The organism is Stenotrophomonas sp. ISL-67 (genome assembly GCF_018612915.1).
GTDB lineage: Bacteria > Pseudomonadota > Gammaproteobacteria > Xanthomonadales > Xanthomonadaceae > Stenotrophomonas.
This window is the reverse complement of sequence record NZ_JAGGRL010000002.1, coordinates 319602-335182: the sequence shown is the minus strand read 5'-3', so window position 1 is coordinate 335182 and position 15581 is coordinate 319602. Positions and strand designations below refer to the sequence as shown.

13 protein-coding genes are annotated in these 15581 nt (G+C 66.3%); 9 read left to right on the top strand and 4 right to left on the bottom strand.

Going from position 1 to position 15581, the window contains the following annotated elements; all coding sequences use genetic code 11:
• Both smeE and J7J08_RS05075 read left to right on the top strand, forming a co-directional pair.
• Window positions 1–3141, top strand: coding sequence for a multidrug efflux RND transporter permease subunit SmeE (smeE, locus tag J7J08_RS05080; RefSeq protein ID WP_214902161.1), 3141 nt, complete (start codon window positions 1–3; stop codon window positions 3139–3141).
• Window positions 3142–3402: 261 nt separating this feature from the next.
• Window positions 3403–4797 (top strand): efflux transporter outer membrane subunit, encoded by a 1395-nt coding sequence (locus J7J08_RS05075; RefSeq protein WP_214902159.1) that lies wholly within the window; start codon window positions 3403–3405, stop codon window positions 4795–4797.
• Window positions 4798–4909: 112 nt separating this feature from the next.
• On the opposite strand, the gene J7J08_RS05070 is transcribed toward J7J08_RS05075, so the two are convergent.
• The 3 genes from J7J08_RS05070 to J7J08_RS05060 form a co-directional block, all read right to left on the bottom strand.
• Window positions 4910–5302: a low affinity iron permease family protein gene (locus tag J7J08_RS05070; RefSeq protein ID WP_214902157.1), complete on the bottom strand. Its 393-nt coding sequence runs from the start codon at window positions 5300–5302 to the stop codon at window positions 4910–4912.
• Window positions 5303–5372: 70 nt separating this feature from the next.
• On the bottom strand, window positions 5373–5705 hold the full coding sequence (locus J7J08_RS05065) for a hypothetical protein (protein WP_214902155.1): 333 nt from the start codon (window positions 5703–5705) through the stop codon (window positions 5373–5375).
• A 335-nt stretch (window positions 5706–6040) separates the two neighbouring features.
• Window positions 6041–6493 (bottom strand): nucleoside deaminase, encoded by a 453-nt coding sequence (locus tag J7J08_RS05060; RefSeq protein WP_214902153.1) that lies wholly within the window; start codon window positions 6491–6493, stop codon window positions 6041–6043.
• Between the two features lie 71 nt (window positions 6494–6564).
• Between J7J08_RS05060 and ubiE the strand changes: the two genes are divergently transcribed.
• From ubiE to J7J08_RS05040, 4 genes are all read left to right on the top strand, one after another.
• On the top strand, window positions 6565–7326 hold the full coding sequence (ubiE, locus tag J7J08_RS05055; protein ID WP_214902150.1) for a bifunctional demethylmenaquinone methyltransferase/2-methoxy-6-polyprenyl-1,4-benzoquinol methylase UbiE: 762 nt from the start codon (window positions 6565–6567) through the stop codon (window positions 7324–7326).
• Window positions 7327–7394: 68 nt separating this feature from the next.
• Window positions 7395–8261, top strand: coding sequence for a GGDEF domain-containing protein (locus tag J7J08_RS05050; RefSeq protein WP_214902148.1), 867 nt, complete (start codon window positions 7395–7397; stop codon window positions 8259–8261).
• A 60-nt stretch (window positions 8262–8321) separates the two neighbouring features.
• A complete protein-coding gene (locus J7J08_RS05045; protein WP_214902146.1) occupies window positions 8322–10253 on the top strand; it encodes a M1 family metallopeptidase in 1932 nt (643 codons plus the stop codon).
• Between the two features lie 389 nt (window positions 10254–10642).
• Entirely contained in the window at window positions 10643–11374 is a 732-nt protein-coding gene (locus J7J08_RS05040) for a hypothetical protein (protein ID WP_214902144.1), read from the top strand.
• A 197-nt stretch (window positions 11375–11571) separates the two neighbouring features.
• Here the strand turns inward: J7J08_RS05040 and J7J08_RS05035 are convergent, their stop codons facing one another.
• A complete protein-coding gene (locus J7J08_RS05035; protein WP_214902142.1) occupies window positions 11572–12510 on the bottom strand; it encodes a carbohydrate kinase family protein in 939 nt (312 codons plus the stop codon).
• Window positions 12511–12785: 275 nt separating this feature from the next.
• Here J7J08_RS05035 and J7J08_RS05030 point away from each other — a divergent pair, with 275 nt between their 5' ends.
• From J7J08_RS05030 to mreD, 3 genes are all read left to right on the top strand, one after another.
• Window positions 12786–13832, top strand: a complete 1047-nt coding sequence (locus J7J08_RS05030) for a rod shape-determining protein (protein WP_038686189.1) — start codon at window positions 12786–12788, stop codon at window positions 13830–13832.
• Between the two features lie 177 nt (window positions 13833–14009).
• On the top strand, window positions 14010–15098 hold the full coding sequence (gene mreC / locus J7J08_RS05025) for a rod shape-determining protein MreC (protein WP_214902140.1): 1089 nt from the start codon (window positions 14010–14012) through the stop codon (window positions 15096–15098).
• The gene (gene mreD, locus J7J08_RS05020; RefSeq protein ID WP_214902138.1) at window positions 15095–15580 is read left to right on the top strand and encodes a rod shape-determining protein MreD; all 486 of its coding nucleotides are present in this window, start codon (window positions 15095–15097) and stop codon (window positions 15578–15580) included. The genes mreC and mreD overlap by 4 nt, the downstream gene beginning before the upstream one ends.
• Window position 15581: the final 1 nt, after the last annotated feature.

Below are 15581 nucleotides of genomic sequence, written 5' to 3'. Positions count from 1 at the left end.
ATGGCTCGTTATTTCATTGATCGCCCCATCTTCGCGTGGGTGATCGCGATCATCATCATGCTCGCCGGTGCGCTGGCGGTGCTCAAGCTGCCGGTGTCGATGTACCCGGAAGTGGCACCGCCCGCCGTCGAGATCAGCGCCACCTACCCGGGCGCGTCGGCCAAGGTGGTCGAGGACTCGGTGACCCAGATCATCGAGCAGAACCTGAAGGGCATTGATGGCCTGATCTATTTCTCCTCCAACAGTTCCGCCAATGGCCAGGCCACCATCACCCTGACCTTTGAAAGCGGCACCGACCCGGACATCGCCCAGGTGCAGGTGCAGAACAAGCTGCAGCTGGCCATGCCGCTGCTGCCGCAGGAAGTACAGCGGCAGGGCATCAACGTGGCCAAGTCCAGCAGCGGCTTCCTGCAGGTGATCGGCTTCGTCTCCAGCGACGGCAGCATGGACGCCACCGACATTTCCGACTACGTCGGCTCCAATGTCGTCGACCCGCTCAGCCGCGTGCCGGGCGTGGGCAACATCCAGGTGTTCGGCGGCAAGTACGCCATGCGCATCTGGCTGGATCCCAACAAGCTGCACACCTACAAGCTGTCGGTGGAAGAAGTGACTGCGGCGATCACCGCGCAGAACGCACAGGTGGCGATCGGCCAGCTTGGCGGTGCGCCGTCGATCAAGGGCCAGCAGCTCAACGCCACCATCAACGCGCAGGACCGCCTGCAGACCCCGGAACAGTTCCGCAACATCCTGGTCCGCGGTGGCACCGACGGCAGCGAGCTGCGGCTGGGCGACGTCGCGCGTGTCGAGCTCGGCGCGGAAAGTTATGACTTCGTCACCCGCTACAACGGCAAGCCCTCGTCCGGTATCGCCATCACCCTGGCCACTGGCGCCAACGCGCTGGACACCGCCAACGGCGTGCGCGCCGCGCTCGATGACCTGAAGCAGAACTTCCCGGCCGGGCTCGAATCGGTAGTGCCGTATGACACCACGCCGTTCGTGCAGGTCTCGATCAAGGGCGTCATCAAGACCCTGCTCGAAGCCATCGTGCTGGTGTTCGTGGTGATGTACCTGTTCCTGCAGAACTTCCGTGCCACCCTGATCCCGACCATCGCGGTACCGGTGGTGCTGCTGGGCACGTTCGGCATCCTCGCGGCCTTGGGCTTCTCGATCAACATGCTGACCATGTTCGCCATGGTGCTGGCGATCGGCCTGCTGGTGGACGATGCCATCGTGGTGGTGGAGAACGTCGAACGCATCATGTCCGAAGAGGGCCTCTCGCCCCTGGAAGCCACCCGCAAGTCCATGGGCCAGATCACCGGTGCACTGGTCGGCATCGGCCTGGTGCTGTCGGCGGTGTTCGTGCCGATGGCGTTCATGAGCGGCTCCACCGGCGTGATCTACCGGCAGTTCTCGGCCACGATCGTGTCGGCCATGGCGCTGTCGGTGCTGGTCGCCATCGTGCTGACCCCGGCGCTGTGCGCCACCATGCTCAAGCCACTGAAGAAGGGCGAGCACCACGTCGCACACAAGGGCTGGTCGGGCCGTTTCTTCAACGGGTTCAACCGTGGCTTCGACCGTTCCAGCGAAGGCTACCAGCGCGGGGTCAAGGGCATCCTGGCGCGGCCGTGGCGTTTCATGGCGGTGTTCGCCGCGCTGGTGGTGGTGATGGGCCTGCTGTTTGCCCGCCTGCCCAGCTCGTTCCTGCCCAATGAAGACCAGGGCATCCTGATGGCGCTGGTGCAGACCCCGGTTGGCGCCACCCAGGAACGCACCCTGGAGGCGATGTACAAGCTGGAAGACCACTTCCTGACCAACGAAACCGAGGCGGTGGAATCGGTGTTCTCGGTGCAGGGCTTCAGCTTCGCCGGCATGGGCCAGAACGCCGGCATGGCCTTCATCAAGCTCAAGGACTGGAAGGACCGTGACGCCGACCAGGGCGTGGGCCCGATCACCGGGCGCGCGATGGGCGCGTTGGGCCAGATCAAGGACGCCTTCATCTTCGCATTCCCCCCGCCGGCCATGCCGGAGCTGGGCATCGGTTCGGGGTACACCTTCTTCCTGAAGGACAACAGTGGACAGGGCCACGAAGCGCTGCTCAATGCACGCAACCAGCTGCTGGGCGGGGCAGGGCAGAGCAAGCTGCTGGCCAACGTGCGTCCCAACGGCCAGGAAGACACCCCGCAGCTGCGCATCGACGTGGACGTGGAGAAGGCCAATGCCCTCGGCCTGGCGACCAGTGCGATCAACAGCACCCTGGCCGCCGCGTGGGGCAGCAGCTACATCGATGACTTCATCGACCGTGGCCGGGTCAAGCGCGTGTATGTGCAGTCCGATGCGGAGTTCCGCATGAACCCGGACGACTTCAACCTGTGGTCGGTGAAGAACACTGCCGGCGAGATGGTGCCGTTCAGTGCCTTCGCAACCAAGCGCTGGGATTACGGTTCACCGCGCCTGGAACGCTACAACGGCGTGTCGGCGATGGAGATCCAGGGCGAGCCCGCGCCGGGCGTGGCCTCGGGCGACGCCATGGCCGAGATCGAGCGCATCGCCAAGGACCTGCCACCGGGCTTCGAGATCGAGTGGACCGCGTTGTCCTACCAGGAACGCCAGGCCGGCTCGCAGACGCCGCTGCTGTACACGCTGTCGCTGCTGATCGTGTTCCTGTGCCTGGCCGCGCTGTATGAAAGCTGGAGCGTGCCGACCTCGGTGCTGCTGGTGGCGCCGCTGGGCATCCTCGGTGCCGTGCTGGCCAACTCCATGCGCGGCATGGAACGCGACATCTACTTCCAGGTGGCGATGCTGACCACGGTGGGCCTGACCAGCAAGAACGCGATCCTGATCGTGGAGTTTGCCAAGGAAAACATGGAGAAGGGGGTTGGCGTCCTGGAAGCCACCATGCACGCGGTACGCGACCGCCTGCGCCCGATCATCATGACCTCGCTGGCGTTCGGCCTGGGCGTGCTGCCGCTGGCCATCGCCTCCGGCGCCGGTTCGGGGGCGCAGCGCGCGATCGGTACCGGCGTGCTGGGCGGCATGATCGTCGGCACCCTGCTGGGCCTGTTCTTCATTCCGCTGTTCTTTGTGGTGGTGCAGAAGCTCTTCAACCGCAAGGCCAAGGCGGACAAGGTAGAGAACCTCTGATGGCTGCCGGCATTGCCGGACGGTGATGTACCGCCTGGGCCGGCCAACGGCCGGCGCTACCGGCGCTCTCCGTCGGACGGCATCACACCCGACGTGCGTCGAAACCCGACGTGCGTCGAAACCCGACATGCGTCGAAACCCGACATGCGTCGAAACCCGACGTGCGTCGAAACCCGGCGGGCGTCGAAACCCGACGGGCGTCGAAACCCCGGTAGCGCCGGCCGTTGGCCGGCCCAGGCGGTCTCAAACGGAATCCATTCAATGAAACCCACTTACCTCGCACTGTCTCTCGTTGCACTTCTTTCCGGCTGCGCCTCACTCGAACCGCGCAGCACCGAGGTCGCCCCGGCGATACCGGCGCAGTGGCCGGCCACCACCTCGACTGCTGCAGCGGTGGACGTGGCCGACATCGGCTGGCGCAATTACTTCGTCGATGCGCGCCTGCAGTCGCTGATCGCCCAGTCGCTGGACAACAACCGCGACTTGCGCGTGGCCGTGCTCAACGTGGACAAGGCACGCGCGCAGTACCGCATCCAGCGCGCCGACCGGGTACCCGCCCTCGGCGTGCAGGGGCAGATGACCCGCAGTGGTGGCGATGCGCCGGTCACCGAACAGTTCAGCGCCAACCTGGGCGTGGTCGAGTTCGAACTGGACCTGTTCGGTCGCGTCCGCAACCTCAGCCAAGCGGCCCTGCAGCAGTACTTCGCCGAGGCGGCCAACCGCCGCAACGCGCAGCTGTCGCTGGTGGCGGAGGTGGCCAATGCATGGCTGACCCTGGGCGCCGACCGCGAACAGCTGAAGATCGCCCAGGCCACGCTGGACACCTACGAGGATTCACTGCGCCTGAGCGAAGCGCGGCACCAGCTCGGTGGCGCCTCGGCGCTGGAGTTGAGCCAGACCCGCACGCTGGTGGAAACCGCACGCACCGACGTAGCGCGGTACCAGGGACAGGTCGCCCAGGACCGCAACGCGCTAGCGCTGCTGGCCGGTGGCCCGATCGACGACGCGCTGCTGCCCGACAGCGAAGCGACCGACGTGGCCGCCGTGCGTGCGCTGCCGGCTGGCGTGCCGGGCGATGTGCTGCTGCGCCGCCCGGACGTGATGGCCGCCGAGCACACGCTGCTGGCGGCCAACGCCAACATCGGCGCGGCGCGCGCGGCGTTCTTCCCGTCGATCAGCCTGACCGGCAGCGTGGGGTCTACCTCGTCGGAACTGTCGGGCCTGTTCGATTCCGGCACCCGCGCGTGGAGCTTCATGCCCACGCTGACCCTGCCGATCTTCCAGGGCGGCAAACTGCGCGCCGGTCTGGGCGTGGCCAATGCCAACCGCGATATCGCGCTGGCCCAGTATGAAAGGGCGATCCAGTCCGGGTTCCGCGAGGCGGCCGACGCGCTGGCGCTCAATGACAGCCTGGATGCGCAGTTGTCCTCGCAGCAAGCACTGATGGCCGCGGCCGAGCAGGCGCGGACGTTGTCGCAGTCGCGGTATGACGCGGGGCTGGACAGCTTCCTGACGTTGCTGGATGCGCGGCGTACGGCGTACACCGCAAGGCAGTCGCTGGTGACCACGCAGTTGAACCGGTTGTCCAACCAGGTGGCCCTGTACAAGGTGCTGGGCGGCGGGTGGTATGAGCGTGGGGATGTCGCCGCGCGGTGACGCGTTACGTGGGACACGCATGGCGTGTCGCTACGGCCGGGCGTTGCGCGGGACACGTGACGAGGGTTCGGCATGCGCGTAGCGACACGCCGCGCGTGTCCCATGTAACGCGTCACCGTTCGCGCCGCTTCTGAAGGGTCTGCGTCGCCTGCTGGGCCATGGCCTCGTACGTGCGGCGGATCTCTTCCAGCCGTTCCTCGTCCAGCTCTTCCAGGTCCAGCAGTTCGTTGTTGGCTTCGGCGGTGACCCGGATCAGCTCGTCGAGCTTGATCTGGATGGCAGCGGTGTCGGCGTTCTGGCTGTGCTGGATCAGGAATACCATCAGGAAGGTGATGATGGTGGTGCCGGTGTTGATCACCAGCTGCCAGGTGTCGTTGAACTTGAATACGGGCCCGCTCAGGGCCCAGATCAGCACGATGCTGACCGCACCGAGGAAGGTCCACGGCGTACCCGCCGCGTAGGACGCCTTCTTGGCGACCAGATTGAAGACGCTGCGAAGTTTCATGGGAACCGGGGGCAGTGGGTCGGGGCCCATCAATGGCAGGCACGCCGTGTAGGCGCCGTGCAGCCGCGGCTCAGGCGCGCGCAGTCAACTTCGGGCGCGCATTCTGATCGTGCTGGTTGGTCAGGTAGACGTGCTCCCAGACCTGTTCGACGAACTCCCGGGCTTCGGCCACGCTCAACTTCGCCATGATCTGCGCAGCGTAGTGGTCCTGGAAATCCCGTTCACGCACGTCGTCGGACGCCTTCGGATGGGTGATCAGCGAGTCGCAGGCGAACTTGATCCAAGGTATGTAGTGACCGAACGACGCCGACCGGAGTTCGCCGGCATCATGCTTCTGGCGCCAATGGTTGACCTCGGCCTCGACATTGATCACGGCGGGGATGGATAGCGGAACGGAGGACATGGTTGCTTCGATTCAAAAGGAGGAAGGGCAACCCGATAGTGCGTAACGCGCGGTGCATGCCGTGTCATGGCGATGTGCAGTGGGCGTGGGGGGAATTGCAGCGATACCGGGGTGCGCATTCATCCTGCGCGCACGCGAATGGCGAGTTGTGAGCGTGGCGTGTGCGGCGTTTTCCCCCGCGCCGCTGACAGCATGTGGAAAAAGCGCACAGTCAGGCGCAGCGGGCCGTCCGTGCGACGCCGCGTAACTGAAGCATTCATGACTGCGCGGCGCCGCCCGACGGTGGGGCGGCGCATTCGGCATGTATCCCCGCGCGGTTGCGCGGAAACCGGCGGTTATTCGCCGATGTCTTCGTTCCAGACCTCGGGGTGGGCCGAGATGAATCCGCCCAGCAGGTCGATGCATTCCTGGTTCTGCATGTCGATCACCTGCACGCCGTTTTCGCGCAGCCAGTCGATGCCGCCCTGGAAGGTGACCGATTCACCCACCACCACCGTGCCGATGTTGAACTGGCGCACCAGGCCGCTGCAGTACCAGCAGGGGGCCAGGGTGGTGACCATGATGGTGTCCTGGTAGCGGCGCTGGCGGCCGGCCTTGCGGAATGCGTCGGTTTCACCATGCACGGACGGGTCGCCCTCCTGGACCCGGCGGTTGTGGCCGCAGCCGAGCAGGCGGCCATCGGTGTGGTACAGCGCCGCGCCGATGGGGATGCCGCCCTCGGCGAGCCCCTGGCGGGCTTCGGCGATGGCGGTTTCAAGCAGGGCGGTGTAGTCGGGGGTGGTGATCATGGGGGTTCCGTTGGACTGAAGGGGGCATCATAAGGTGCCGCCGGCCTGCGAGCGGTGCGATAATCGGGGCCATGAGCGAATCCCCCTACAAGACTGGCACCACCCATTTCGGCTTCCGCGATGTCGCCGCCAAGGACAAGCAGAAGCTGGTGGGCGAAGTGTTCACCTCGGTCGCGCGCAACTACGACCTGATGAACGACCTGATGAGCCTGGGCATCCACCGGGCGTGGAAGCGCTACTACGTGGCCACCGCCCAGGTGAAGCCGGGCGACAGCGTGCTCGATCTGGCCGGCGGCACCGGCGACATTGCCGCGCTGCTCAAGGAGCGCGTGGGCGAAGACGGCCAGGTGGTGGTGGGCGACATCAATGCCGGCATGCTCACCGTCGGCCGTGACCGCCTGACCAACCGCGGCGTGGTGTCCGGCCTCGACTTCGTCCAGTGCAACGCCGAAGCCCTGCCGTTCCCCGATGCCAGCTTCGACCTGGTGACCATCGCCTTCGGCCTGCGCAACGTGACCGACAAGGATGCCGCCCTGCGTGAGATGTACCGCGTGCTCAAGGTGGGCGGCCAGGCGCGGGTGCTGGAGTTCTCCGAAGTCACCGCCGACTGGTTCAAGCCGATCTACGATTTCCATTCGTTCAAGATCCTGCCCAAGCTGGGCCAGCTGTTCGCCCGCGACGGTGACAGCTACCAGTACCTGGCCGAGAGCATTCGCAAGCACCCGCCGCAGGAGCAGCTCAAGATCATGATGGGCGAGGCCGGTTTCGCGCGCTGCCATTACAAGAACCTGACTGGCGGCATTGTGTCGATCCACTCCGGCTACAAGGTTTGAGACACCGGTCCGGTTCCCGCTGAGAGAGCTCGGCCACACTGCAGACAGGTTGTCAGAGAGGGCCTGCCATGCGCCTATATCGCGGCTTGGCCCGCGTGTTCCCCCGTTCGTTCAGCGCCAAGCTGATGACGGTCGTGTTCATCGGCGTGCACGTGCCGCTGCTGGTGCTGCTGCTGTGGATGGCCTTCAGCGACCGCTACCAGCAGGAGACCCTGTGGGCCGTGGTGGGCGTCGTGTTGGGTGCCACCCTGGTGGGTACCGGCATGGCGATGATGGCGCTGTACCGGCTGATGGCGCCGCTGCGCCAGGCGGCCGAGGCGCTGGAAGCCTATTACGACGAACAGCGCCTTCCGCACCTGCCTGACCTCGGCCACGACGAGATCGGGCGCCTGCTGCGCGGGATCAACCGCAGCCTGCATGGGGTGGATGCCGGCCTGCGCGACCTACGCCGCAGCGTGCTGCTGGATCCGTTGACCCAGGCGTTGAACCGGCGCGGCTGTGAGCAGGCGCTGGCCGATTCGGCCCGCCAGGCGCAGGCGCGGCGGCAACCGCTGACCCTGTTCGTGATCGACCTGGACAATCTCAAGCCCATCAACGATGCGCACGGCCACCTCGCCGGCGACCAGGTGCTGGTGAGGTTGGTCGTCTCGGCACGCCACTGGCTGCAGCCCGGCGACTGGATCGGGCGCTGGGGCGGGGATGAGTTCCTGTTGGCGGTGCACGACAGCCATGACGTGGCCTGCACGCGGCTGCGCGAGTGGCTGGAGCGGCTGGCCGTGCCGGGCGACCCGGCCGACCCGCCGCTGAATGCGAGCGCGGGCGCGGCCGCGTATCGGCCGGGCGAGGACCTGCGCGAACTGTACCGGCGCGCCGATACCGCGATGTACCGGGCCAAGGCGGCCGGCGGCGCCCGGCTGCTGCGCGAAGGAGACTGAATGGGGGTTAGGTCGTGGACGGGGGTAAACTGGCGGTTTCACCCTGATCGGTCCCGATTCATGCGATCCCCGTTCCTGCTGATTCCCCTGGCCGTCGCGCTTGTCGCCGGCTGCTCCAAAGAGCCCGCCGCCCCGACCGCGGCCCCCGCCGCCCAGCCGAGCGCCGACACCGCCGTGAAAGCCGTCAACCGTAGCCACGATGAAAGTTCCTATGCCGAGCCGGATAAGGTCGTCATCAAGGACCTTGCGCTGGACCTGAAGCTGGATTTCGACGCCAAACAGATCGGCGGCACCGCCACCTACACCCTGGAGTGGAAGGACAAGGCGGCCAAACAGCTGGTGCTGGACACCCGCGAGCTGACTATCGAGAAAGTGGAGGCCGTTGCTGCCGATGGCAGCACCGCCCCGCTGCAGTTCGCGCTGGCGGCAGCCGACAAGGTGTTCGGCAGCAAGCTGACCATCGAGGCACCGGAACAGCCGGGCAAGGTGCTGGTCACCTACCACACCGCACCGACCGCGTCGGGCCTGCAGTGGCTGGAACCGTCGATGACCGAAGGCAAGCAGCTGCCCTTCATGTTCAGCCAGTCCCAGGCCATCCACGCGCGTTCGTGGGTGCCGCTGCAGGACACGCCGAGCGTGCGCTTCACCTACAGCGCGCACGTGGCCTCGCGCCCGGACGTGATGGTGCTGATGAGCGCCGACAACGATCCCAAGGCCGCGCGTGACGGTGATTACACCTTCAAGATGCCGCAGCCGATTCCGTCCTACCTGCTGGCCATCGCTGCCGGCGACCTGGTGTTCGAGCCGATCTCCGGCCGTTCCGGTGTCTGGGCCGAGCCGACCATGGTCGGCAAGGCTGCCAAGGAGTTCGAAGACACCGAGAAGATGATCGGTGCGGCCGAGAAGCTGTATGGCGAATACCGCTGGGGCCGCTACGACATGCTGGTGCTGCCGCCGTCGTTCCCGTTTGGCGGCATGGAGAACCCGCGCCTGACCTTCGCCACCCCGACCGTGATCGTGGGCGACAAGTCGCTGGTGTCGCTGGTCGCCCATGAGCTGGCGCACAGCTGGTCGGGCAACCTGGTGACCAACTCGAGCTGGAAGGACATCTGGCTCAACGAAGGCTTCACCACCTACGTGCAGGGCCGCATCACCGAAGCCCTGTATGGCCAGGAAATGGCCGAGATGGAGCGCGAGATCGACCAGAACGACCTGCTGGCCGAGGTCAAGGACATGAGCCCGGCCGACCAGGCCCTGGCACTGCCGCCGCTGACCGAACGCGACCCGGACGAGGCGCTGAGCAACGTGGCCTACGTCAAGGGGTCGTGGTTCCTGCAGTTCCTGGAACAGCGCTTCGGCCGTGACGTGTTCGATCCGTTCCTGCGCGGCTGGTTCGATGACCACGCCTTCCAGAGCGCCAACACCGACCAGTTCGTCGAGTACCTGAAGAAGAACCTGCTGTCGAAGAAGCCCGGCGCGGTCACCGATGCCGAGCTGAAGGCATGGCTGGACGAGCCGGGCATTCCGGCGTTCGCCACCAAGGCGCGTTCGCGCAACTTCTCCATCGTCGATACCGCGCGCATTGCGTGGCAGGGCAGCGGCAAGCTGCCGAGCGCGCAGATCACCAGCGAGTGGGGTACCCAGGAATGGGTGCACTTCATCGACGGCATGGGCAAGACCCTGCCGGTCGACAAGCTGGCCGCGCTGGACAAGGCCTACCACTTCACCGGTACGGCCAATGGCGAAATCGCGATGCGCTGGTATCCGCTGTCGATCCGTAGCGGCTATGTGGACGCCAACGAGGCCGCCGGTGCCTTCATCGAACGCGTGGGCCGCCGCAAGCTGATCCTGCCGATCTACGCCGAACTGGTGAAGACCCCGGAAGGCCTGGCCTTCGCCAAGGCGGCCTTCGAAAAGGCCAAGCCCAGCTACCACCCGATCACCACCGGGTCGGTGCAGGAGATGCTGGACAAGGCAAGCGCCGGCAAGTAATTCCCGGCCATGCGTAGAACGACAGCGGCGGGGAAACCCGCCGTTGCCGTATCCGGGGTTCGTGACCGGTGGTGATGGTCTTCGGGCCGTTGTCTGTCCGGGGGCGTCCGCGGTGGCGAGGGTCGCCGGTAGGATCGCATCCCGATCGACCACACGCGCAATCTCCACGTTCGGTAATGGCATGACCTTTGGCGGAGCAAACGTCTTTGCCGTTGATTTTCATGCCGACATCGAACGTGGGGAGTATGCGTGCGGGGCGCTCCTCCGCATCCTGCGGCCGCGCCACTCGTGCATCCATGCACATCGTCGATCGGGATGCGACCCTACCGGCCTCCCCGTTACAGTAGGCGGGTGACGCGTTTGGGCGTCGTCGACTCCTGGAGCCTGCAATGAAACGACTGATTCTCGCCGCTGCCTGCGCATTTGCCCTGGCTGCCTGCAGCAACCCGGAAGAAGAGCGCAGGGCGCAGGAAGCCGCTGCCGCCGCTGCCAAGGCGCAGCAGGAAGAAAAAGCCGAAGGCGTGGCCAAGCAGTACGACATGGCGGTAGCCGCCCAGGACTGGGAGCGCGCGCGCATCCATGGCGGTTCGCTGCTGGACCAGTACAAGGACACCGACGTGGCCGCGCGCGTCGAGCCGGGCTACGCCGAGGTCAAGGCCAAGGCTGAAACCGCGCGCGAGCTGCGCCGCATGCAGGGCCTGTGGCAGTACAACCAGGTGCCGGTGGGCAGCAAGGGCAACCAGGTCTCGGCCTCGATCTACAGCAAGGAGCGCGTGGACGTGGACGGTAGCGGCCCCACGCCGGTGCAGCTGATCTTCCGCGACCATCCCGAGTGGAAGCGCCACGCCTACCTGGTGCTGCAGGCCGGCGATTTCCGCTGCCCGCAGTGCACGGTGAAGGTGACCGTGGACGACGGCAAGCCGATCAACATGGCCGCCTGGCGCCCGAAGACCGACGAAGCCATCGCCATGTTCATCACCGACCAGAAAGCGCTGTGGAAGCTCGCACGCAAGGGCAAGAGAATCAGCATCGAGTTCCCGGTAAAGGCCGGCGGCACCCGCACCGCCGTCTTCGAAACCGGCGGCGTGGACGCCAGCCGCATGCCCAATTGGTGGAACTGATCGCGCGGTGATCCACCGCGCGAAAGGCAGCCGGGCAGAGCCCGGCGCTACGGCGAACCCGCCGCGCGTAATCGATCTGGAGGAGAGCCCCCTTTTGTTAAAGGGGGCGCGCCGAAGGCGCGGGGATTAGGTGGTATGCAAATGGGGCCCGCAATTCGCCTAAGGCGAATTGTGGGCAGCGGTTGATCGCAAGGCGATCAACCGTTCAGGGCGTAACCGAACTGCTGTTTGAACTGCTCGTTGAATTCGTCAAACGTAAACCGCTGGTTCTGCGTGCCCGGGTGCTCCACCTTCAGTGCACCCATCAGGTTGCCCATGCGGCCGATGGTCAGCCAGTCGTAGCCCTTCTCGATGCCGTAGATCAGGCCCGCGCGGAACGCGTCGCCACAGCCGGTCGGGTCGACCACGCGGCGCTCGTGCGCCGGCGGGATGTCGTAGGTCTTTTCCGGGGTGTGGATCACCGCGCCCTTCGGGCCGCGGGTGGTGATGTAGGCCTTGACCCGGCTCACGATCTCCTTTTCGTCCCAGCCGGTGCGTTCCTGCAGCAGGTTGGATTCGTAGTCGTTGACCACCACGTAGTCGGCCTGCTCGATGAAGGTGCGCAGCTCCGGGCCATTGAACAGCGGCATGGCCTGGCCCGGGTCGAAGATGAACGGCAGGCCGGACTCGAAGAATTCCTGGGAGTTCTGGATCATGCCCTCACGGCCGTCCGGGCCGACCAGCCCCAGGGTTACGCCCGGCACGTCCTTCACGTGGTTCTCGTAGGACCGCATCATCGCGCCCGGGTGGAAAGCGGTGATCTGGTTGTTGTCGTGGTCGGTGGTGATGAAGGCCTGCGGGGTGAACAGCTCGTCGATCACCTTGACCCGGCTCAGATCGATGCCCAGGCCTTGGAAATACTCGCGGTACGGGCCGAAGTCCGAGCCCACCGTGCCCATCGGGATCGGCTCGCCGCCCAGCAGGTGCAGGTTGTAGGCGATGTTGCCGGCGCAGCCACCGAACTCGCGGCGCATGCGCGGCACCAGGAACGAGACATTCAGGATGTGCACCTTGTCCGGCAGGATGTGATTCTTGAACTGGTCCGGAAACACCATGATGGTGTCGAAGGCAAGAGAACCACAGATCAAAGCGGACATCGATTAAGGCCTATGCGGAATGGGGTTTGAGGCCCGGCAGGCGGGCAACGAAACGGCGCCCTGAGGCGCCCAATGGCGGAAAGGTTAACGGGTGCGGCGCCGCAGGGCCAGAACCCCGGCTGTCCGGTCTGGGCTGAATGGCCGGCAAGGCTGACGTTGGGCCCGATTTGTCCTTGCTCGCGCACAGGGGGATTGCTAGGCTTGTCGACTTCGAATTCTGCCCAATTTTTCGCCATCCGGCGCTGGGCGCGGCACCCCTCAGGATCAACTCCCAGATGTTCAAGAAACTGCGTGGCATGTTCTCCAATGACCTGTCCATCGACCTGGGCACGGCCAATACCCTCATTTACGTGCGCGGGCAGGGGATCGTGCTGAACGAACCGTCGGTCGTGGCCGTGCGCCAGGACCGTGCCATCGGCGGCACCCGTTCGGTGGCCGCCGTGGGCGCCGAAGCCAAGCAGATGCTGGGCCGTACCCCGGGCCACATCACCACCATCCGCCCGATGAAGGATGGCGTCATCGCCGATTTCACCTACACCGAGGCGATGCTCAAGCACTTCATCAAAAAGGTGCACAAGTCGCGCTTCCTGCGCCCGAGCCCGCGCGTGCTGGTCTGCGTGCCGGCCGGCTCGACCCAGGTCGAGCGCCGCGCCATCAAGGAATCGGCCGAAGAAGCCGGTGCCCGCGACGTGTTCCTTATCGAAGAGCCGATGGCCGCGGCGATCGGCGCCGGCATGCCGGTCACCGAAGCCCGGGGCTCGATGGTCATCGATATCGGCGGCGGCACCACCGAAGTGGCGGTGATCTCGTTGAACGGCATCGTCTATTCGGCCTCGGTGCGGATCGGCGGCGACCGCTTCGACGAGTCGATCACCAACTATGTGCGCCGCAATCACGGCATGCTCATTGGTGAAGCCACCGCCGAGCGGATCAAGGTGGAGCTGGGCTGCGCCTACCCGCAGGCCGAGGTCATCGAGATGGAAATCTCCGGCAGGAACCTCGCCGAGGGCGTGCCGAAGATGATCAAAATCAACTCCAACGAGGTGCTTGAGGCCCTGCACGAGCCGCTGTCGGGCATCGTCAGCGCGGTCAAGCTGGCGCTGGAGCAGACCCCGCCGGAACTGTGCGCCGACGTTGCCGAGCGCGGCATCGTCCTGACCGGTGGCGGCGCCCTGCTGCGCGACCTGGATCGCCTGATTTCCGAAGAAACCGGCTTGCACGTGCAGGTGGCCGACGACCCGCTCACCTGCGTGGCCCGGGGGGGCGGTCGTGCGCTGGAGCTGGTGGACATGCACGGCAACGAGTTCTTTGCGCCGGAGTAAGCCGTACCGGTCCTGTGAGTTGGACGCGCCCCTGCGGCGTGATGCCCGTTGCGTGCCCGCCACGCCGGGCATCGCAGCGCCGGGGCGTTGTCGCATCCTGTTGCCCCGTTCTGCCGTTCTCCGTAGAGCGGGGCTCTGCCCCGCTGCCTTCCGCCCCTTGATCAGTCGAAACTCCTCGTGCCGCCCTACGCCGGTCCTCCCGTAGCCTCCCGCCAGGGTGATGCCAGCAGCCCACTGCGGCTGCTCGCCTACCTCGCCCTGGCCATCACCCTGATCGTGCTCGACGATCAGGCCGGCTGGCTGGCGCGCGCACGCGCCCAGGCCAACGTGCTGGTACAGCCGGTGTGGGCGCTGGCTGGCCTGCCGGGCCGGCTCGGTACCCAGGTCAAGGACAACGCAGCCAGCCACGGCCAGCTGGTCGATGAGAACCGCGAGCTGCGCAACCAGCTGCTGATTGCCAACGCACGCCTGACCCGCCTGCAGACCGCCGCGCTGGACAACGCGCAGCTGCGCGAACTGCTCAATGTGGCCGAGCGCAGCGGCCTGGACGTGCAGCTGGCGCCGATCCTGGACATCGACCTGGACCCGGTGAAGCAGCGCCTGGTGCTGGCCGCCGGCACCCGCGATGGCGTACACATCGGGCAGGCGGTGATCGACGCCGGCGGGCTGATGGGGCAGGTGATCGCCACCACCGGCAGCAACGCCACCGTGCTGCTGCTCACCGACCCGGACCATGCAGTGCCGGTCACCGTGGCCCGCAACGGCGTGCGCCTGATCGTGTACGGCCGCGGCGACACCCTGGAACTGCGCGACATTCCGCTCAGCGCGGGCGTGGAAGTGGGCGACGAGATCGTCACTTCCGGCCTCGGCGGCCGTTTCCCGGCCGGCTTCCCGGTCGGCAGGATCACCGCGCTGCGCCCCGACGACACCCATGCCTTCCTGGTAGGCCAGCTGGAACCGGCGGCCAAGCTCGATCGCGGCCGCGATGTCCTGCTGCTCCGACCGGGTGAAGCAGTCAGCGTGCCTGCGGCCCGCCAACTGCTTCAGCCAGATTCGTCGACGACGAATCCGGCTGCCGGGGGTGCATCCCCCCTTAACCCCGCGCCTTCGGCGCGCCCCCTTCAACAAGAAGGGGGCTCTCCTCCAGAAGCTTCACCGGTAGCGCCGGCCGTTGGCCGGCCCATGGAAAACCCACCGCAGCCAGCGGTAGCCCCGGCCATTGGCCGGAGAACGGAAAACGCGCCTCCGAAGGAGGCACAACCATGAGCCGCCTGCGCGACAAACCGTGGGTGCTGCCGGTCAGCGTGGTGCTGGCCCTGCTGCTCGGTCTGCTGCCCCTGCCGGAGCTGCTGCAGCCGCTGCGCCCGTACTGGCTGGCGCTGGTGCTGGCGTACTGGGTGATCGAGGCGCCGGACCGGGTCGGGCTGGGCGTGGCGTTCGTCTGCGGCGTGATCGCCGACCTGCTGTATGGCGGCGTGCTGGGCGAACAGGCGCTGCGCCTGGTCATGCTCACGTTCATCCTGCAGCGCTTCCGCGCGCGCATCCGCTTCTTCCCGATGTCCCAGCAGGTGCTGGCCATTGGCGGCCTGCTGTTCAACGACCGTATCGTCAGCGCCGTGGTCCACATCGCCGTGGGCGAACCCACGCTGCCATGGTCGTACTGGTGGGCGCCGCTGCTGGGCATGGGCCTGTGGCCGCTGGTGTTCGTGCTGCTGGATGCAGTGCGCTTCGGACGCCGCGGGCGCTGAC